Annotated in this window: 16 protein-coding genes and 1 pseudogene; 9 read left to right on the forward strand and 8 right to left on the reverse strand. The window is 64.9% G+C overall.

Annotated features, from left to right (window positions below; translation table 11 throughout):
* Positions 1–83: 83 nt before the first annotated feature.
* Positions 84–1,706 (forward strand): MBL fold metallo-hydrolase RNA specificity domain-containing protein, encoded by a 1,623-nt coding sequence (locus ACTIFE_RS01280; protein ID WP_439527347.1) that lies wholly within the window; start codon positions 84–86, stop codon positions 1,704–1,706.
* Here the strand turns inward: ACTIFE_RS01280 and ACTIFE_RS01285 are convergent.
* The 5 genes from ACTIFE_RS01285 to ACTIFE_RS01305 are packed head-to-tail and all read right to left on the reverse strand — an operon-like array spanning position 1,703 to position 7,198.
* Positions 1,703–2,473: a polysaccharide deacetylase family protein gene (locus ACTIFE_RS01285; protein WP_439527348.1), complete on the reverse strand. Its 771-nt coding sequence runs from the start codon at positions 2,471–2,473 to the stop codon at positions 1,703–1,705. The two genes, ACTIFE_RS01280 and ACTIFE_RS01285, sit on opposite strands and share 4 nt — an antisense overlap.
* Complete coding sequence (locus ACTIFE_RS01290; protein ID WP_439527349.1) at positions 2,470–3,624, reverse strand: glycosyltransferase family protein; 1,155 nt, start codon at positions 3,622–3,624, stop codon at positions 2,470–2,472. The genes ACTIFE_RS01285 and ACTIFE_RS01290 overlap by 4 nt, the downstream gene beginning before the upstream one ends.
* On the reverse strand, positions 3,621–4,751 hold the full coding sequence (locus ACTIFE_RS01295; RefSeq protein WP_439527350.1) for a glycosyltransferase family 4 protein: 1,131 nt from the start codon (positions 4,749–4,751) through the stop codon (positions 3,621–3,623). The genes ACTIFE_RS01290 and ACTIFE_RS01295 overlap by 4 nt, the downstream gene beginning before the upstream one ends.
* Positions 4,748–5,968 carry a glycosyltransferase family 4 protein gene (locus ACTIFE_RS01300; RefSeq protein ID WP_439527351.1) on the reverse strand — a complete coding sequence of 407 codons (1,221 nt, stop codon included), beginning with the start codon at positions 5,966–5,968 and terminating at the stop codon, positions 4,748–4,750. Before ACTIFE_RS01300 ends, ACTIFE_RS01295 begins: the two co-directional genes overlap by 4 nt.
* Positions 5,969–5,983: 15 nt before the next feature.
* On the reverse strand, positions 5,984–7,198 hold the full coding sequence (locus tag ACTIFE_RS01305; RefSeq protein ID WP_439527352.1) for a glycosyltransferase family protein: 1,215 nt from the start codon (positions 7,196–7,198) through the stop codon (positions 5,984–5,986).
* Between the two features lie 186 nt (positions 7,199–7,384).
* Here ACTIFE_RS01305 and ACTIFE_RS01310 point away from each other — a divergent pair, with 186 nt between their 5' ends.
* From ACTIFE_RS01310 to ACTIFE_RS01330, 5 genes are all read left to right on the forward strand, one after another.
* Positions 7,385–10,003, forward strand: coding sequence for an ATP-binding cassette domain-containing protein (locus tag ACTIFE_RS01310; protein WP_439527353.1), 2,619 nt, complete (start codon positions 7,385–7,387; stop codon positions 10,001–10,003).
* Positions 10,004–10,035: 32 nt separating this feature from the next.
* The gene (locus ACTIFE_RS01315; RefSeq protein WP_439527354.1) at positions 10,036–10,494 is read left to right on the forward strand and encodes a cyclic nucleotide-binding domain-containing protein; all 459 of its coding nucleotides are present in this window, start codon (positions 10,036–10,038) and stop codon (positions 10,492–10,494) included.
* A gap of 12 nt (positions 10,495–10,506) precedes the next feature.
* A complete protein-coding gene (locus ACTIFE_RS01320; RefSeq protein ID WP_439527355.1) occupies positions 10,507–11,331 on the forward strand; it encodes an MBL fold metallo-hydrolase in 825 nt (274 codons plus the stop codon).
* 175 nt (positions 11,332–11,506) lie between these two features.
* Positions 11,507–12,877 (forward strand): adenylate/guanylate cyclase domain-containing protein, encoded by a 1,371-nt coding sequence (locus tag ACTIFE_RS01325; RefSeq protein ID WP_439527356.1) that lies wholly within the window; start codon positions 11,507–11,509, stop codon positions 12,875–12,877.
* A 193-nt stretch (positions 12,878–13,070) separates the two neighbouring features.
* The gene (locus tag ACTIFE_RS01330; RefSeq protein ID WP_439527357.1) at positions 13,071–13,838 is read left to right on the forward strand and encodes an SDR family NAD(P)-dependent oxidoreductase; all 768 of its coding nucleotides are present in this window, start codon (positions 13,071–13,073) and stop codon (positions 13,836–13,838) included.
* Positions 13,839–13,935: 97 nt separating this feature from the next.
* On the opposite strand, the gene ACTIFE_RS01335 is transcribed toward ACTIFE_RS01330, so the two are convergent.
* A complete protein-coding gene (locus ACTIFE_RS01335; protein WP_439527374.1) occupies positions 13,936–14,328 on the reverse strand; it encodes a c-type cytochrome in 393 nt (130 codons plus the stop codon).
* Between the two features lie 149 nt (positions 14,329–14,477).
* Positions 14,478–15,428, reverse strand: coding sequence for a LysR family transcriptional regulator (locus ACTIFE_RS01340; RefSeq protein ID WP_439527358.1), 951 nt, complete (start codon positions 15,426–15,428; stop codon positions 14,478–14,480).
* A 202-nt stretch (positions 15,429–15,630) separates the two neighbouring features.
* Here ACTIFE_RS01340 and ACTIFE_RS01345 point away from each other — a divergent pair, with 202 nt between their 5' ends.
* The 3 genes from ACTIFE_RS01345 to glcF are packed head-to-tail and all read left to right on the forward strand — an operon-like array spanning position 15,631 to position 19,739.
* Positions 15,631–17,127: an FAD-linked oxidase C-terminal domain-containing protein gene (locus ACTIFE_RS01345; RefSeq protein ID WP_439527359.1), complete on the forward strand. Its 1,497-nt coding sequence runs from the start codon at positions 15,631–15,633 to the stop codon at positions 17,125–17,127.
* A 14-nt stretch (positions 17,128–17,141) separates the two neighbouring features.
* The gene (locus ACTIFE_RS01350) at positions 17,142–18,362 is read left to right on the forward strand and encodes an FAD-binding protein (protein ID WP_439527360.1); all 1,221 of its coding nucleotides are present in this window, start codon (positions 17,142–17,144) and stop codon (positions 18,360–18,362) included.
* Between the two features lie 48 nt (positions 18,363–18,410).
* Positions 18,411–19,739, forward strand: coding sequence for a glycolate oxidase subunit GlcF (gene glcF / locus ACTIFE_RS01355; RefSeq protein ID WP_439527361.1), 1,329 nt, complete (start codon positions 18,411–18,413; stop codon positions 19,737–19,739).
* 95 nt (positions 19,740–19,834) lie between these two features.
* On the opposite strand, the pseudogene ACTIFE_RS01360 reads toward glcF, so the two are convergent.
* A pseudogene (locus tag ACTIFE_RS01360) lies at positions 19,835–19,931 on the reverse strand (IS5/IS1182 family transposase); the annotation flags it as partial.

Consider the following 19,931-nt stretch of genomic DNA (forward strand, 5'->3'; position numbering starts at 1 on the left):
CTTGACGGGCTTTCTGCGGCTTGGCGCTGGTCACGGGCCGACAAGCGGTTATGCTCGCCTTCCAACGGATTGAGGAGGGAGCAATGGCTGTTCGACTGACCTTCTGCGGCGCGGCGCGCATGGTGACGGGCTCATGTTACCTGCTGGATGTCGGCGATCAGCGACTTCTCATCGATTGCGGGCTGTTTCAGGGCTCGAAAGCCGTCAAGGAGCTGAACTATCGGCCCTTTCCCTTCGCAGCGGACAGTATTGACGCCGTGCTTCTGACGCATGCGCACATCGATCATGCGGGCCTGTTGCCGAAACTGTGGACGGCCGGCTGTCGCAGTCCTGTCCATATGACGGAAGGCTCGCGGGATCTCCTCACCTTCATGCTGCCGGACAGCGGCCACATCCAGGAAATGGAAGTTGAGAACCTCAACCGGCGCAATCTCAGACGTGGCAAGGACACGGTCACGCCGATGTATACCAAGGCCGACGCCATCGCCTGCCAGGCGCTGTTCCAGGGACATGACTATGATGTCTGGATCGATGTGCTGCCCGGAGTCCGGGCACGGTTCTGGAACGCAGGGCATATCCTTGGCTCCAGTTCCATCGAGCTGGAAATTGCCGCCTCGCATGTGGATGCCAGCCTTGATCCCCAGGGAGACCCGATGCGGCTGCTGTTCTCCGGGGATATCGGGCCGGACAACAAGGCGTTTCATCCTGATCCGGACGCAGTTCGCGGCGTTGATCATCTGATCTGCGAATCCACCTATGGTGCGCGCGAGCGGAAGGAGGTCGACGAGGAACAGCGGCTTCTGGTGCTCGCGGGCGAGGTGCGCCATGCGCTCGATCGGGGTGGGGTGCTGCTGATCCCGGCCTTTGCCGTGGAGCGGACACAGGAGCTGATCGTCGACCTGATGCGCCTGATGGAGGGCGGCAGCATCGGCCACGCGCCGATCTTCCTCGATTCGCCGCTGGCCATCGCTGTGACCGAGGTCTTCAACCGGCATGCGCCAGATCTGGAGCAACTCAGCACGCATCCGCATTTGCTCGACAACCGCTGGATCAGCCTGTGCGAAAGCGTGGAGGACAGCAAGGCGCTGAACCGGATTGCCGGCGGCGCGATCATCATTGCCGCCAGCGGCATGTGCGATGCCGGCCGTATCCGGCACCACCTGAAGAACCGTCTCTGGAAGCCGGCGACCACTGTGCTTCTGGTTGGCTATCAGGCGCCGGGCACGCTCGGCGCACTGCTGCTGGAAGGCCAGCGCAACGTGCGCCTGATGGGCGAGGACATCACCGTCCGCGCCGACATCCGTTCGGTCGACATCTACTCCGGACATGCCGCCCGCAGCGATCTGATCGACTGGATTCTTGAGCGGCGGCCGGTGCATGGCAACCTGTTCCTGACCCATGGCGAGGAGAGCCAGGCGCTGGCGCTCTGCGAGAGCCTGGTGGCGAAGGGCTTTGCCGACGGCCATGTGGTCGTGCCGGCGCTGGATGCGATCTATGACCTGATGCCGGGCAGGGCGGTGCTCCGGCGCGACGGTCCGCCGCCGCGCGCGGAGCCCGGAATTGCCGAGCGGCGCGACTGGTCTGCCGACTATCCCAAGCTGCTTCTCGATATCCAGGCGGCCCTTGACGGGGCAGCGGACGACAAGAGCCGCGCGGTGCTGATGCGCCGACTGAGGCGGGCGCTGGAAGAGGAAAAGCCCGTTTAGGCGACAGCCACTTCGGCAAAGAGATCGGCGATGGGTGGCCAGGCCGCGCCCGGATGATGGGCGGCGATGGCGAGGAATTCCTCGACGAAGGCCTCGCAGCCCGCATCGTGGTCGAGGTGATGGGTCAGGATGCCGAGCGGCTCACCGCCGGTGTTGCGCCGGCGCAGGAACTGCAGCTCCAGCCGCTCGCTCGCTGATGCCCAGCCGATGAAGCGGCGGTCCTTCTTCCACTTGATGATGTCGAGATGCGTCTGCACCTGCGCCGGGATCAGGGTTTCCCAGGTGAAGGTCGACAGGCCCTTCAGCCCTGCGTCCGCCAGCTGGCGTGCGGCCGGCGGGGCGATCCGGTTCCAGGGCGGCACGAAGGCGGGCACGAAGGCTGCCGGGAACAGGGCCTCGAGCCTTTCGCGTCCGGCCACCAGCTCGGCAAAGGCGTCGCCCGGCGCACGGCGGTCGCCGAACTCGGACGCCTTCTCGCCCAGGTCCTTGCGCTGATGGTTGAGATGCTGCCAGCCATGCTGCAGCACGACGGCATGGGGCTCGTCGCGCAGCCGGTCGGCGAGGGCCTCAGTCGCGGTCTTCGGGATCACGGCAAGCCCGACATCCACGTCATGGGCGTTGGCCGCAGCAAGCAAGCGCTCCAGCGCTGGCGTCGGCGCGATGGCGTCATCGTCGCGCCACCAGAAGCGAACCTGGGTGCCGCGCTCGGCGAACCAGTCGAGATGGGCGGTCAGATGCGCGCGAAAGGCGGCAAGATCGGACGTCACCGGCGGATCTCCTCAAGATCGGTCAGGAGCTGGCGGGCGCTTTCGGCAGCGCCGTTCATGGCAACATCGGCTTGTGCGACGGGCCTGGAAAGGGCGGCATCGACGGCATCGGCAAGGCCCTGTGCGGTCAGTCCGGCTTCCGGCACCATGACCGCCCGGCCGTGACGGGCCAGCGCCTCGGCGCGCTGCGTCTGCTCGGTCTCGTCGCCCTGCGCAAAGGGCACCAGCACGCAAGGGACATGGGCGGCGAGAATGTCGAGAACGGTGTTGTAGCCGGCCTGGCTCACCGACAGGCGCGCGCGCGGCAGGAGGCCCGGGAAATCGCGCCGCGCCCGCTCCACCAGAACCCCGGCAGGCGCGGCAGCAACAAGCGCTGAAAACTCTGAATCCGGCAGGTCATGGCCGACCAGCAGCCGCCAGCGGCAGTCGCCCGCCCGGTGTGAGACCGCACGCGCACCAAGGGCGGCCTCAAGCAGGGCCTTGGCCACCGCGCCGCCACCGCAGGAGACGATCACCTCGTCCGCGCCATCACCGGCCGGCGGTTCCGGCCGGGCACCGCCACCGACATAGCCGGTGTAGCGCACGAGATGCGCGACCCTGTCGGCAAAGGGGAAACTGTCCTCAAGCCGGGTGAAGGCGGGGTCCGAATGCACCAGCACCCGGTCATAGTGGGCGAGCGCCCGCTCGGCCATCCAGGCTTCCTTGGCGGGATCCGTCTTGCGCACGAGGATGTCGCGGATCGAGGCGGCAATCAGCGGCCGCTGCGGCAGCGTGCGCGCGGTTTCCAGCAGCGGCTCCAGCTCATAGGCGAACTGCCGCCGCCCAAAAGGATAGGTCTCGGTGACGAGCAGGTCGACGGGCTCGGCCAGAAACGCCGCGAGCGTCGCCTGCCGCCTCATGTTGTCGAACCCGGAGGGCAGGGGGCTTCCGTCTGGCGACACGAGCGTGCGGAAGCTGGCGTCGAGCGCGCGCACCGGCGGCAGCGCGATCACCTCGAGACCCGAGGTGTCCAGCGTCGGCGGCAGCAGGTTGCCGGTCGCAAGGCGCACCGCGACGCCTTCGCGCGCGAGCGCCTTGCCGATGGCCACCGCCCGCACCGCATGGCCGGTGCCCAGCAGATGCTGCACATGGATGAAGGCACGACGGGTCATGAGGAGTGCGCTCCGGCCTGGCTGTGGGTGGCGATGGCGGCTTCCAGAAAGGCCGTCAACCGGGCAGCTCCGGCCTCCAGCGTATGCCGGTCGCGGATGTGGCGGCTGGCGGCGACGCCCATCTGATGGCGCAGGTCCGCATCCGCCAGAAGGCGCTGCAGGGCAGCTGCGAAAGCGCCCGCATCGCCTTCCGGCGCCAGCAAACCGGTCACCCCGTCCGCAACAACGTCCGGAACGCCGAAGGTTGCCCCGCCGACAACCGGCAGGCCGCTCGCTTGCGCCTCGAGAAACACGAAGCCGAAGGCCTCGCGGATCGCCGGCCAGACGAAGACGTCGTGGTCCGCATAGACGGCCGGCAGATCCTCGGGGGGCAGCGCGCCCATGAAGTTGCTGCGGTGCGGCGGAAACAGCGCCTCGATCTCCGCCCGCGCGGGGCCGTCGCCTACAACAGTGAAATGCCAGTCAAAAGCCGGCACGTGACGCAGCGCTTCGGCCAGCACCCGATAGGAGCGCTCCTTGTCGCCATGCCGCATCATGCCGACGGCCAGCAGGCGCACGGGTGCCTGGCTACTCGTATCTCGTTGGATCCGGTGCAGCGCCTGGAACGGCGCAGCGTCCAGGAAGGGAGGCAGGAGATAGAGCCGATCCGACGGCAACGCGGCCGCAAGGCAGCCCATGTCGGCCCGGTGTATGGCCCCGACGGCATCGGCTCGGGCCAGCGCGGCATCGGCAGCGGCAAAGCCGAAAGCCCATTCGCCCGTAGCCCGCTTGGGCGCGCGGCTCGCCTCCATCACGGCGTAAGGAATGTCGAACGCGTTCGACAGGGCCGGGCCGATCCAATCCGGCGCCTTGTGGTAGAGGTGATAGGTCAGGAAGATATCCGGCCGGTAGCCCTCCGCCCGCCACTCCGCCTCGACCCGCGCCGCCTCGGCAAGCGCTGTCGCCTCGGCCTCGGGAAGTTCGCCCCCGGCGCTGCGCCAAGAGGCCAGGCGCGAGGCAATGCGGACAGTGTGGCCGGCGCCTTCCAGTGCCCGCACGATCAGCCGTGCGAAGGTGCGGTCACCGGACGGGCGCGGATCGTCCAGCGGCTTCATCGGAGCAGTGAAGGCGATCTTGAGGCCGCTCACAGCACAGGCCGGAACTTGGCGGCAAGCCGGTCGATGCCGGGCTCGGTCGAGAAGTCGCGCCGCACCTTGGCAGCCGCCGCCAGGCCAAGCGCGATGCGGCGGTCGGGATCGGCGATAAGTGCCGCCATGGCTGCAGCCAATGCCTGCGGATGGCCGGGCTCGACCAGCACACCGGTCTGCTGGTCGTCGATCAGCTCAGGAATGGCTGACACGCGGGTCGACAGGCAGCAAATCCCCATCGATTGCGCTTCCATCAGCACATTCGGCAGCCCATCGCGGTCACCGCTTTTCGCCAGTTTCGACGGCAGGATGAAGAGGTCGGCCCGCTGGCAGGTCTCGATCACCGCCTCTCGCGGCTGCGCGCCGCGCCAGACGATCCGGTCGCTGATGCCGAGCTTGCCGGCCATGTCCTTCAGACGATTCGACAGCTCACCGCCGCCGATATGGGTGAACTGCCAGTTGAGGCCCGCTGGTAACCGGGCTAGCGCCTTCAGAAGGTCATCGTAGCCCTTCTTCTCGACCGCCCGGCCGACAGATACGAGCCGCACAGGTCCGCCCGATCCATCGCGCTTTTCTTCCGGAGCCGCAGGGGCCGGGAACGGGGAGAAGTCAAGGCCATGGTAGACAAGCCCGACCTTGTCCGGCTCAGCGCTGAGGCTGCGCAGGTGGTCGACATTGGTCCGCGTGCAGGTGACACCCCAAGCGGCGTCATCCAGCTTCGTGCGCAGATCCCATTCCGGGCTGGTCCAGATGTCCTTGGCATGGGCCGAGAAGGACCAGCGACGTCCCGACAGATGCGCCGCATAGCGGGCGACCGAGCAGGGCGTGTGCAGATAGTGGGTGTGGATCCAGGTCACATCGTCGGGCAGCTCATGCGCGAAGACACAGGCCTGACCCCAGCGGCGATGCCGGCCGATGTTGTTCTCATGGGCCAGATCGGCTTCGAACAGTGCCCGGGCGGCAGCATAGGTCGGCTGCTTTTCGGCCCAGCGGCGCGCCCGCGCCACCCGCTTCGGGTCGTCTTTCAGGTATTCCGGCAGGTAGAGGACATCGGCCGTGATCTGCCGGTGCAGGTCATGGATATAGGGGTCATAGGGGCGGCGCAGGGCTACGATCAACTGGCCGATGCCGCGCGTCTGCAGTCCGAGGATTTCCTGGGCGATGAAGGTCTCCGACAGACGCGGATAGCCTTTGACGACAACGGCAATGCGGGACATGGGGGCAATGCTCGCTCAAAGCCCGGCGCGGCGCAGCAGGCGGATTCGATCCGGTTCGGACAGGATCTCCCCGACACGGCGTTCGATGACGTCGAGCCCGCCGAGCAGGTTGGTAATGCCGGCCGCGGACGGCGGAGCTGATTGTGGCAGCACGGACAAGGCGTTAAGCATTTGCTCCGGATCCGGATACTGGTCGATAGGCAGGACGGTCAGCAAACCTGTCGCCTCGGCCCTGTCGGCGCGGATAGCCTGTTCGCGGCGCGGAATGATGCGCGGCACCAGCAGTGTCGGCTTGTCGAAGGACAGGATCTCGCAGAAGGTGTTGTAGCCGCCCATGCCGACAATTGCTGTGGCGGCCTGCAGATAGGGCTCCATCTGCGGCGTGAAGCGCATGATATGAACATCGCGCAGGTTCTCCGCCCGGGCCATGAACTCACTTACAGACGCAGCCGGCATAAAGGGCCCAAGCACGATCAGGGCCGGGAACAGCGGTTTGGCATGAGATTCGTAGGCCCGCATGACCCAGTCGACCATTTCGACGCCGTCGCCGCCACCGCCGGGCGTGACCAGGATGAACGGCTCCTCGCCAAAGGGCAGCGGTTCGCTGAGCCTTGCCCCCTTGGGCATCTCGCGGCGCAGGAAACCGGTGTAGAGCAGTTTGTCATGCACGCTCTGCGGCAGATCGATCCCGGCAAGCGGGTCGCACATGCCTTCAGGGCCATAGACCCAGATCTCGTCATACAGCTCTTCGAGAGCCGGGCGGACATTCTTGCGGTCCCATTCCTGCTGCAGCACCTGGGGATCGTCGAGCACATCGCGCAGGCCGAGGATGAGACGCGTGCCTGCACGCTTGAGCTGTTCGAGCGTCGGCAAAACTTCGCCGCGCAGGCCGAGTGGCTCCTTGTCGACGATGAAGATGTCCGGCTCGAACACCTGCGCCGTATGCTCGATGATCGAGGAGCGGATTTCCAGCGTATGATCAATGTTGAGATGCAGCGACAGCGACGTGTATTCGCCGTCGCGCAGTTTGATCACACCGGGAATGCGGACGAAGTCCACGCGCGAGCGGAATTCGAAACTGCCAATGATGGGCGAGCCGGACAGAATCAGGACAGACAGCGTGTCGAATGATCCGACAAGTGCCTGAGCGATCGCGCGGCAGCGCCGAAGATGACCGAGCCCGAAGGAATCGTGGCTGTAAATCAGGATACGCGGCGATTCGGATCGCATGTTGCCCCGTTGGTGCCCCTGGGTCGTGACACGAGGAACCTGCCTCGGGGCAACACCCAAACCTCAATACGTTTTGCGGCCTTCCTGACCGTCTATCCCCCCTCTATGGCACATCCAGCGTTGCGAGTTAATACGCAACGTCTTACCACTACTGCGATGGCAAAAGGTGCCTGACTGGACCGGGACATGGAAAAAAGCCTCTTTCGCTTCATCTGGAGGTTCAGCGCCCGCCAGCAACTCCTGATCTTGTTTGTGACTGTCCTGTCCTATCCGGTCAGTTACATCCTGCTTGAGCTGCCGAAGCTGATCGTCAATGACGCGGTCCAGGGAAATGGGTTTCCCAGGGTCATCTTCGGTTTTGAGTTTGATCAGATCTCCTACCTGTTCCTGCTCTGTGTTGCGTTTCTGACACTCGTGATCGTCAGCAACGGCATCAAGCTGGGCATCAATGTGTATAAGGGCCGCCTCGGCGAGCGGATGTTGCGCCGGCTGCGCTTTGAGCTGTTCCAGCGCGTTTTGCGCTTCCGCCTGCCGCATTTTCGAAAGGTCAGCTCCGGCGAGATCATTCCGATGATCACGGCCGAGGTCGAGGATGTCGGTGGTTTCATCGGTGAAGCCTTCGCTCTGCCAGCCTATCAGGGCGGGTTGCTGGTCGTGCAATTGGGCTTCATTTTCATGCAGGATCCGCTGCTGGGTCTTGCCGCCATCAGCTCCTATCCGATCCAGGCCTATATCATCCCGAAACTGCAGCGGAAGGTTGTGCTTCTGTCGCGCGAGCGGGTGAAGAACATCCGCATCGTTTCCGACAAGGTCGGCGAGGCGATCAGTGCGGTGCCGGAAATTCACGCGAACGATGCCTCGGCCTGGCACTCCGCTGACGTGGCGGATCGGCTTTATTCCAACTTCAAAATCCGCTACGAGATCTACAATCGGAAGTATTTCATCAAATTTATCAACAATTTCCTCAATCAGCTGACGCCGTTCTTTTTCTACATGATCGGTGGTTATCTGGTGATCGAGGGAAGCCTCAGCATCGGTGCGCTTCTGGCGGTCATTGCTGCCTACAAGGATCTTGCCGGACCCTGGAAGGAGCTGCTGGACTACTATCAGCTCGTCGCCGATGTGAATGTGAAATACCAGACGGTGGTCGAGAACTTCGACCCGGCAGACATCTATCCGGTTGAACGCCTCACGGGTGACGAACGCGTATCGCTGGATGGCGACGTGGTTCTGAACGGGGTGAGTTTCACCGGCGGCGTTGCGGGCCAGGAGGTGTTCAGTGCGTCGCTGCATGTTCGAAAGGCAACGGCGGTGGCGGTCGTCGGGCCAGACGGGTCCGGGCGCGCCGAGATCCTGCAACTGGCTGCCGGGCTGCTCAGCCCGACTTCCGGCCGGGTGGAGATTGCCGGGCATGATCTGGACCGTCTGACCGAATCCACCCTTGGGCGTGAGATCGCCTATGTCGGCGCCTCGGTGCATGTCTGGACCGGGACCATCCGCGACAATCTCTACTACGGTCTGCGCCATCGACCGATGGGCGAAGTCAAACGCACCGGCTCGGCGGCAGATGAACGCAAGCGTGCCTTGCGCGAGGCCCGTGAAACCCGCAATCCGACCTTTGACATTCAGGCGATCTGGGAAGATCTGGGGGCTGCCGGGGCCGGATCCCGAGAAGAGCTGGATGAACTGGCTCTGCAACTCCTGACCGTCGTCGGACTGGATGCGGATATCTACCGGCTCGGCTTGCAGTCCCGCTTTGATCCCTCGATGGATGATCGGTTTGCCGACAGGATCCTGGCCGTCCGCCGCAAGCTCGCGGACCGCATTGCGTCGGATCCAAAGCTCGCCGGCCTCGTCGAGATGTGGGACGCGAACGCCTTCAATCAAAGCGCTACCCTGGCGGAGAACCTCTTTTTCGCGGTGCCGACCGACCCGGCGGTGACAATGGACCTGATGCCCGGACAGCCTGCAGTCCGCGCCTTCCTGAGCCGCACGGGTCTCAACGCCGATCTCCAGGCCATCGGTCTCAAGATCGCCGAGACGATGGTGGAACTCTTCGCCAATATTTCCAGCGATTCCGGCCTGCTGGGGACCTATTCCTTCATCACACAGGACGACCTGCCGGAGTTTGACCGCATCGTCAGGCAGGCCAAGTCGGCCAATCTGAAGGTGGGTCTGTCCGAGGCCGACAAGGAACGGCTGATTGCGCTCGCCTTCAAGCTGATCCCGGCGCGCCATCGCCTCGGTGTGCTGGACGACACCATGCGAGCCCGTGTCATCGCGGCGCGGGCGGACTTCCGCAAGCAGGTGGTCGATGGCAACCCGGCCTACACGCCCGTTGATCCGGACGCCTACCTGCCGCCGCTGCATATCGAGGACAATCTCCTGTTCGGCCGGGCCCGCGTCGACCGGCGGGATGCCCGCCAGCGCATCGATGCCGTCATCCGCACTGTCGTGGAAGAGGAGGGGCTGCGTGAGCCGATCATCTTCACAGGCTTCGGATATCATGTCGGTGTCAGCGGTTCGAAACTGTCCGCGCACCAGCGGCGCAAGCTGGCGCTTGTGCGCGCGCTGCTGAAGAATGCTGCTGTCACAATTCTGGACGATGTTGCCGCTGGCAGCGGGGATGATGATGCGGCGCTGCGCCGTCGCCTCATGATCCTTCTCGAAGGGCGTACCGTGCTGTTCGGCACACCGCATTTGAACGTTGCCGGAGAGTTCGAGCATAGTGTTGAATTGGATCAGGGTCGTGTCGTCCGCGTGGACGGCGTTGACCCGGGGGCCGGGCAAAAAGACCAGCAGTAAACAGGTCTGGCCGCGGACATCAGGAGGGTATCGTGTCTCTGGAAGTTGAAGTCGACGCCTTGCGGAAAGTGCCGCTGTTTCGCGGGATCGATGAAACCAAGCTGCGGCTGCTGGCGTTCATCAGTGACCGCATGCAGTACCAGACCGGCGAGCACCTGTGCGAACAGGGCGAGGAGGGCGACACCGCCTTCATCATCCTGAAGGGCGAGGCCGACGTCCGCGTCCACACCCGCGATGGTGACCGCTCGGTTGCGACCGTGCGCGAGCATTCGATCGTCGGCGAGATCGCAATCCTGTGCGATGTGCCGCGCACCGCGACGCTTGTTGCCAGGACCGATATGGATGTGCTCACTGTGACCAAGGATGATTTCCTGAAACTTCTGAAAGAATTTCCGGATATGTCTTTGGAAGTGATGCGCACCCTGGCGCAGCGTCTCGAACGCACCACGCGCGATCTGGCTGCCGCCCGGTCCGGTGGGGCGGCCGCATGAAGGAGAGGCCTTTTGGCGGATGATTTCTGGCTCCGGTGCTGGGGCGTGCGCGGTTCAACACCGACGCCGGGCGTGGACACCCTGCGCTATGGCGGCGAGACGACCTGCTTTGAGATCCGGGCCGGTGACGCACTGGTGCTGGTCGATTGCGGCTCGGGCGCACGCAATCTCGGGGGCTTGCTGGTGTCGGAGGGGCCTCGGCACTTCGATCTCCTCTTCACCCACACCCATCTCGATCACATCTGCGGTCTGCCCTTCTTCAAGCCTGCCTATGACCCGCGCTTCACAATCAACGCCTGGGCCGGGCATTTCCTCGATGAGACCGATCTGGTCGACATCATCTGCCGCATCATGTCGCCACCGATCTTCCCGGTCGCAGCAACAACCCTGAAGGCCGTCACATTCAAGACCTTCAAGGCCGGTTGCGACATCGAACGCAAGGACGGGCTCTCAATCCGCACGATCCGCCTGAACCATCCCGGTGGCGCTTGCGGCTATCGATTTACCTATGGCGGACGCTCGCTCTGCATCATTACCGATCACGAGCACGGCGATCCGGAGATCGACGCGGCGTTGGTCGATTTCGTCGCCGGGGCGGAGGTGATGATCTACGACGCCATGTTCACCGATGCCGAGTACGAGACCTATCGTGGCTGGGGGCATTCGACCTGGCAGAAGGCGGTTGAACTGGCCACACGGGCCGGGGTTCGAACACCTGTTCTCTTCCATCACGATCCGCGCCGCGGCGACGATGAACTTGACGAGATCGGCATGGCGGCAGAGGCCGCCCACCCGGGCACGCTGGTGGCCAGCGAGGGCATGATCCTGCGGCCATAGGGGCGCTGTAAAATTCGATCACATCGGTTCACCTTGCAAGACCCCGGCAAGAACACCCGTTGCAGTGACCCATCCGCATGCGGCATCGTGGCTCGATGATCGTGTCCGCAATAGCCTTGGACGCCGCGCCCGGCTTGCTGCCAAACCGCGTTCGATCTTCGTTGGAGACTGGACGATGGCAGAACAACCGGACAGACGCGGTCATGCTGGCAAGCTGCGTTTCGGCCTGTTCGGCCATCAGTCTCTGGCAGCGCTGCCTGCCCGGGTGCGCCAGGAAGTGCGGCGCCGCGAAACCGAGGCAGAGCGCCTGATCAGCTGGGTCCAGCTCTCGATCGTGCTGTTGTTTTCCCTGCTCTATGCCATTGCGCCCAGGGCAGAGGGTGCCGATGGCACCAATTTCGTTCCGGGGATCCTTGCCGCCTATCTCGTGTTCACGCTGATCCGGCTGCTCCTGTCCTATCGCATCGAGCTGCCGCAGTGGTATCTCTTCGTGTCGATTGCAGTCGATATCGGATTGCTGGTGGGCCTGATCTTTTCGTTCCACATCCAGTACGCGCAGCCAGCGACTTTCTATCTCAAGGTCCCAACCCTGATGTATGTGTTCATCTTCATCGGGCTGCGGGCGCTGCGCTTTGATCCGCGCTTTGTCATCGTCTCTGGCCTGACCGCCGCTGCCGGATGGGTGGGAATGGTCGCCTATGCCATCACCGGTGAGGATGGCCGGATGCGCATAACCCGGAACTACGTCGAGTATCTGACGGGCAACTCGGTGCTGCTGGGGGCGGAGTTCGACAAGATCCTGGTCATCCTCACTGTGACGGGCCTGCTGGCGGCCGCGCTCTACCGGGGGCGGGCACTTCTGGTGACCGGCATGCGGGCGCAGGGGGCGGCCAATGACCTGCGGCGCTTTTTCGCTCCGGAGGTCGCAACATCGATCACCTCGTCCGATGCCAGCCTTGTTGCCGGGCAGGGCGTCCTGCGCGATGCAGCGATCCTTTACGTCGACGTGCGCGGCTTCACCCGTCAGGCCGCCAGCCTGCCGCCGCAAACCGTGATGCAGGTTCTTGCCTGCTACCAGGAAGCTGCCGTTGATGTGATCGAGGCCCATGGCGGCAGCGTCGACAAGTTCCTCGGAGATGGCATCCTGGCCACATTCGGGGCCTTGTCCCCGTCTGCAACCTACGCCGCCGATGCAACGGCAGCAGCGCGCGCGGTTGTTGCAAGGCTCGATGCGGACACGGCCCATCTGTCCGCCCTTGGCTGGCCGAGCGCTTTCCGCATCGGTTCAGCTTTTTGTTGTGGCCAGGTTGCCGTCGGGCTGGTTGGCGGACAGGACCGGCTGGAGTTCACCGTTATCGGCGATGCTGTCAATCGCGCCGCCAAGCTGGAGAACGCCAACAAGACCGAAGCCAGTTGCATCCTCACGGACCTTGCCAGCTATGAACTGGCCCGCGCGCAGGGCTACGCCGGCGAACCCGGTCTCGTTCGGCGCGCGACCCCTGTTGCCGGTCTCGAAGCGCCGGTCGACCTCGTCGTCCTCGGCTGAGCCTGCTCAGCCTCCAGACCAGACAACTCAGCTCTTTGGCGAGTGCAGTTCGCTCAACGTTCGCCTGCCCGGAGCTTGACCCGGCGCAGCTTTGGACGCAAAGTTCGCTCCAGATGACGTTTTCGTCAATCAATCTGACGAAAAGTAAATTAAATCATCGACTTGAAGAAGAATTTGATCAAGGGAGAGCGCAATGCAACTGTCCGCGCAGATTTCGGCCGTCGTTACCGGTGGTGCCTCGGGGCTCGGGGCGGCGACCGCCCGCATGCTGGCAGCCAGCGGCGTCAAGGTGGCCTTGTTCGACCGCAATGCCGAGCAGGGCGTGGCTGTCGCTTCGGAGATCGGCGGCCTGTTCGTTGATGTCGATGTGACCAGCGAGGACAGCGTTGTCGCCGGCTTTGCCAAGGCCCGCGCCGCCCATGGCCCCGAACGCATCCTGGTCAATTGCGCCGGCATCGCCCCGGCCGCCAAGACCACCTCGCGCGGCGAGCCGCATTCGCTGGCGCTGTTCGAGAAGGTGATCGCGGTCAATCTCGTCGGCTCGTTCCGCTGCATCGCCCATGCGGCAACCTCCATGTCCGCGCTGGACGCGGTGACAGCGGACGGCGAGCGCGGCGTCATCGTCTCGACCGCCTCGGTTGCTGCCTTTGACGGCCAGATCGGCCAGGTCGCCTATGCCGCCTCCAAGGCGGGTATCGCCGGCATGACGTTGCCGATTGCGCGCGATCTGTCGAAATCCGGCATCCGGGTCATGACCATCGCCCCGGGCATTTTCGAGACCCCGATGCTGCTCGGCCTGCCGGAGGATGTGCAGAAGTCACTGGGCGATCAGGTGCCGTTCCCCTCGCGTCTCGGCAAGGCGACAGAATACGCCGAGCTTGTCCGCGCCATTGTCGAAAATGGCATGCTCAACGGCGAAACCATCCGCCTCGACGGCGCCATCCGCATGGCTCCGCGGTAACGGTCCGCCTGTCACCAATGCAAAAAGGCCCGTTGCAGGGAGCAGCGGGCCTTTAACAAGTGGAACGCGGTCTTCGGTAGATCGCGACCCGTGAGTGTTATTTCATCGAGCCGTCAGCGTTGTACTGCGCGATATAGGCGATGACGTCCTTCAGTTCGTCTTCCTTCTTCAGGCCGACGAAAGCCATCTTGTTCTTCGGAATGAAGCCCTTGGGATCGGCGAGATAGCCGGACAGGGTGGCTTCGTCCCAGACCTTGCCGGCGCCGAACTCGGTCATGGCCGGCGAATACTTGAAGCCTTCCACAGTGGCAACGGCGCGGCCGACAATGCCGTTCATCAGCGGACCGACCTTGTTCTTGGCATCCGGTCCGACGGCGTGGCAGGCGGCGCACTTCTTGAAGACTTTTTCGCCCTTGGCGACATCACCTTCAGCAGAAGCAATCGTGGTGAGGGCCAGCAGGGCCATGCCTGCTGCAATGCTCAGTTTCATCATGTTCTCTCTCCCTCCTGCTGGTGCATCCGGAGGACGCCCGCTTGAGTGGGGGGAAGATGACGTGAACAACGCGCTTGGGCAAGACGCGCGCGGCACCATGCCGCAGGATTGGAGGCAGTGCGGGCACTATGCCGCATGGGCAACTGCTAGCGGGCAACTGCGATGTTGCCGCCCGGCTCGCCAAGCCAGGCCTCAAGCCCCGCGTCCCAGTAGGGGGAGGGGCCGTAGAGATGCGCCAGGAAGTCGATGAACACGCGGACTTTCGCCGGCAGGAAGCGGCGGCTGGGGTACACCGCATGCAGGCCGACGTCCTTTGACGCGCGATAGGCGGGCAGGACGATGCGCAGGCGGCCATCGCGCAGTTCCGGGCCGATGTCCCAGGTCGAGCGCAAGGCGACGCCGACGCCGGCAATCAGCGCCTCGCGCACGACCTCGGACGAGTTGGTGCGCAAGGGTGCGCTCGCCCGCACGATTTCCCCGCCGCGCGGTCCGACCAGACGCCACGGATCCTGCACTGCGGCAGCGATGCGGATGTGGTTCTCGCTCAGGTCTTCGATCGACTGCGGTTCGCCATAGCGGTCGAGATAGGAAGGAGCGGCACAGAGCACGCGGTGGATAGGGGCCAGACGGCGCGCCACAAGGCTTGAATCCGACAGCTCGGCGATCCGGATGGCGAGATCATAGCCATCACCGACGATGTCGACGAAATCATCCGATAGGTCGAGACTGATCGACAGGTCCGGGTTGGTCTCGAGGAATGTCCCCAGATGCGGGGCGATGTGCAAGCGGCCGAACGAGGTGGGGGCGCTGACCCTCAAAGTGCCCCGGGCCTGGGCGGAGCCGCGCGTGACGAAGGTTTCGGCCTCTTCGACACTGGCCAGTATGGCAACAACCCGGTCGTAGAACCCTTGTCCGGATTCGGTCAGGGCAATCTGGCGGGTCGTGCGTTGCAGGAGCCGCGTGCCCAGACGGTCCTCCAGGCGGCGGATCCGCTTGGAGACGACCGCCGGTGACAAGGCCATTTCGCGCCCGGCCGCCGACATGCTGCCGGCCGACACGACCCTTGCGAAGATTTCCATGTCCGTGAGATTGCTCATTTGTGACCAACTGGAAAGAGTTCTAGGACCAGACCTGATGTTTCCTGGCGATACGAAGTTTGCCAGACTGCGATAGTCCAAGTGACCAATGACGCAACGTCGCAGGCGTACGCTCCGCAATGAAACGACCTTGTGCGCATTTACGCTTTAACGGACAAATTCGGATCACGTTCGATGCGTGAGGGAAAAAGGGGAGAGGGAGATGGTCGGGATAGCCATGCCGGCGCCGGACCGGGACGTGCTGGAGCGCAGGGACAACATCGTTGCCGCGCTTAAGGCCATCGTGCCGGGTGAGGGGGTCATCGACGCCGTCACCGAAATGCGCCCCTACGAGACCGATGCGCTGACCGCCTACCGGCAGATGCCGCTGGTCGTGGTGCTGCCGGAGACGGTGGACCAGGTCTCCCGGATCCTGCGTTACTGCTATGAGAACGACGTCAAGGTGGTGCCGCGCGGTGCGGGCACCTCGCTGTCCGGCGGTGCGCTGCCGCTGGCCGATGGCGTGCTGATGTCGATGATGAAGTTCAACCGCATCCTCGACATCGACTTCCCCAACCGCGCCGTGATCGCCCAGCCTGGCGTCACCAATCTGGGCATCACCCGTGCGGTGGAGCATGAGGGCTTCTATTATGCGCCGGACCCGTCTTCGCAGATCGCCTGTTCCATCGGTGGCAACATCGCGGAGAACTCCGGCGGCGTGCATTGTCTGAAGTACGGCCTGACCACCAACAACGTGCTGGGCCTGGAAATGGTGCTGATCACCGGCGAGGTGATCCGCCTCGGCGGCAAGCACATGGAGGCGGAGGGCTATGACCTTTTGGCGCTGATGACCGGCTCAGAAGGCCTGCTTGGCGTCGTGACGGAAGTGACCGTGCGCATCCTGCAGAAGCCGGAGACCGCGCGGGCCGCGCTGGTCGGCTTTCCGACCTCCGAGGATGGCGGGCGCTGTGTTGCCGATATCATCGCCGCCGGCATCATTCCGGGCGGCATGGAGATGATGGACGGCCCGGCAATCCAGGCGGCAGAGGACTATGTCAACGCCGGCTATCCGCGCGATGCCGAGGCGCTGCTGATCGTCGAGCTGGACGGCCCGGAAGCGGAGGTGGACTTCCTGCTGGCCCGGGTCGAGGAGATCGCCCGCGCCAACCGCGCCGGCTATCTGCGCGTCTCGACCAGCGAGGAAGAACGGCTGGTGTTCTGGGCCGGGCGCAAGTCGGCCTTCCCGGCGGTGGGGCGCATCTCGCCGGACTATCTTTGCATGGACGGGACCATTCCGCGCCGCGAGTTGCCGCGCGTGCTGGCCGGCATGCGCGAGCTCTCCGTCAAGCACGGCCTGCGCTGCGCCAACGTGTTCCACGCCGGCGACGGCAACCTGCATCCGCTGATCCTTTACGATGCCAACAAGCCCGGCGAGCTGGAGGCGGCAGAAGCGTTTGGCGCTGACATCCTGCGGCTCTGCGTGGCTGTCGGCGGGGTGCTGACCGGAGAGCATGGCGTGGGCATCGAGAAGCGCGACCTGATGCCGGAAATGTTCTCCGAGGACGACCTGAAGCAGCAGCAGCGGGTGAAATGTGCCTTTGACGACAAGCACCTGCTTAATCCGGGCAAGGTCTTCCCGGTGCTGCACCGCTGCGCCGACCTTGGGATGATGCATGTGCACAAGGGCCAGCTCGCCTTCCCCGACATCCCGCGCTTCTGATCGGACCCGACGCGATGACCCATTCCGCAATCACGCCTGCGACCGCCGAAGAGACGCGTGACTTCCTGGCCTATGCTGCTGCCGAGGAGTTGCCGGTCGAGATCCTCGGGCAGGGCTCCAAGCGCGCGCTGGGCCGGCCGGTGCAGACCGCCCATGTGCTGGACCTGTCGCGCCTGTCCGGTGTCGAGGTCTACGAGCCGGCCGAACTGGTGCTGACGGCCAAGGCCGGCACGCCGATGGCCGAGATCGAGGCGCTGGTCGCCGGTGCCGGGCAGGAGCTCTCCTTCGAGCCGATGGATTTCGGGCCGCTCCTCGGCGAGGCAGCCGGCAAGAGCACGCTGGGCGGGCTGATCGGCGCCAATCTGGCCGGTCCGCGCCGCATCAAGGCGGGTGCTGCGCGGGACCACATCCTCGGGCTCGATGCAGTTTCGGGCCGCGGCGAGATCTTCCGCTCCGGCGGCCGCGTGGTGAAGAACGTCACCGGCTACGACCTGCCGCGCGCCCTGACCGGGGCCTATGGCACGCTGGCCGTCTCGACGCTGATCACGCTGAAGGTCAACCCGCGCGCCGAGACCGCGGCGAGCCTGGCGCTGAACGGGCTCTCCGATGCGGCCGCCGTTGCCGCCATGTGCGCTGCCATGGGCTCCTCGGCGGAGGTCTCGGCGGCCGCGCATCTGCCGGAAGGCATGTGCCAGCGGCTCGGCGTTGCGGGCGAGGACCGGCCGGGTCCGGTGACGCTGCTGCGGCTTGAAGGCTTCGGCCCGTCGGTTGAGTACCGCTTTGCCAATCTGGCGAAGCGCCTGGCCGAATTTGGCCCGGCGGAACGGATCGGCGATGCGGCCTCGAAGGCGCTCTGGCAGGCCGTGCGCGACGTGATGCCCTTTGCCGGTGGCCGCAACCCGGTGTGGCGCGTCTCCGTGCCGCCGGCCTCCGGCGCCGAGCTGATGCAGCGCTTGCGCCGCGAGATGCCGGTGGAAGGCTTCTACGACTGGAGCGGCGGGCTGTTGTGGCTGCAGATGCTGGACGGCGAGGTGCGAGACGTACCGCTGCGCGCGGCCATCGCCGATCACGGCGGCGGGCACGCGACCCTGATCCGGGCGAGCGCGGCGACCCGGGCCGCCGTGCCGGTGTTCCAGCCCCAGCCTGCCCCGCTGGCCGCGCTGAGCCGCCGGCTGAAGGCGCAGTTCGACCCGAAAGGCATTCTCAATCCGGGCCGCATGGTCGCCGACGCCTGAGCGCGCCGCCCTTAGCCCGACCCCGAGCCCTTACCGCAAGGTTGACCGATGCAGACGAATTTCACGCCCGAACAGCTTGCCGATCCGCATGTGGCCGATGCGGAGAAGATCCTTCGCAAATGCGTCCATTGCGGCTTCTGCACGGCGACCTGTCCGACCTTCGCGCTGCTGGGCGACGAGCTCGACAGCCCGCGCGGGCGCATCTACCTCATCAAGGACATGCTGGAGAACAACCGGCCGGCGGACGAGAAGGTGGTGAAGCACATCGACCGCTGCCTGTCGTGCCTGTCCTGCATGACCACGTGCCCGTCGGGCGTCCACTACATGCATCTCGTCGACCATGCCCGCGCGCATATCGAGAAGACCTACCGCCGGCCGCTGACCGACCGGCTGATCCGGTCGCTGCTGGCCGCCGTGCTGCCCCATCCGGGGCGCTTCCGGCTGGCGCTGGTCGGTGCCTTTGCGGCACGGCCCTTTGCCGGGCTGATGAAAAGCTTCGGCGGGCCGTTTGCCAAGCTGGGCGCGATGCTGGATCTGGCGCCGGCACGAGCGCCGGGCCGGGCGCAGTTCGAGGGACCGGCGGCCTTCGCGCCGTCAGCCCAGAGGCGCGGCCGGGTGGCGCTGCTCACCGGCTGCGCCCAGCCGGTGCTGGCCCCGTCGATCAACGACGCGACGATCCGCCTGCTCACCCGCGCCGGCTACGAGGTCGTGCTGCCCAAGGGCGAGACCTGCTGCGGCGCGCTGGTGCATCACATGGGCCGCGAGGAGGCAGCCCTTGCGAATGCCCGGCAGAACGTCGCCTCCTGGACGCGTGAGCTGGAGGCCGGCGGGCTGGAGGCGATCCTGATCACCGCCTCGGGCTGCGGCACCACGATTAAGGATTACGGTTACATGCTGAAGCATGACGCTGCATGGGCCGACAAGGCGGCCCGGGTGTCGGGCCTTGCCAGGGACATCACCGAGTTCCTGGCAACGCTGGATCTCGGCGCGCCCGTGCGGCCCGGCAACATGACCGTTGCCTATCACTCGGCCTGCTCCATGCAGCACGGCCAGAAGATCACGCGCCAGCCGAAGGAGCTGCTCAAGGCCGCCGGCTTCACCGTGAAGGATGTGCCGGAAGGCCATCTGTGCTGCGGATCGGCCGGCACCTACAACATCCTGCAGCCCGAGATCGCGACGCGCCTGAGGGACCGCAAGGTCGCCAACATCGAGAAGACGAAACCGGACTTGATTGCGGCGGGCAACATCGGCTGCATGACCCAGATCGGCAAGGGCACCGGCCTTCCCGTCATCCACACGGCCGAACTGCTCGACTGGGCCTATGGCGGCCCGGAACCGGAAGGCTTCGAGCGGCTGCAGCGGCAGCCGGTGCACTGACGGGCTACAGGCGGGTTTTGTTGATCGGCTTGCCTCGGAGTGCGTTGACGACAGAATGGGTTTTGAGGTCATGAATGGTAGTCTAGGCTTCAGACTCATAACCAGTAGCATACGGTTGCCGCGAGGCAGATGGACGAGAGAAAGTTCCTTGCATTTCGGTCATAGCGTGTTGCGATCCTGCGGAATTCCTTC

The organism is Pannonibacter sp. (assembly GCF_051860505.1).
Classification (GTDB): domain Bacteria; phylum Pseudomonadota; class Alphaproteobacteria; order Rhizobiales; family Stappiaceae; genus Pannonibacter.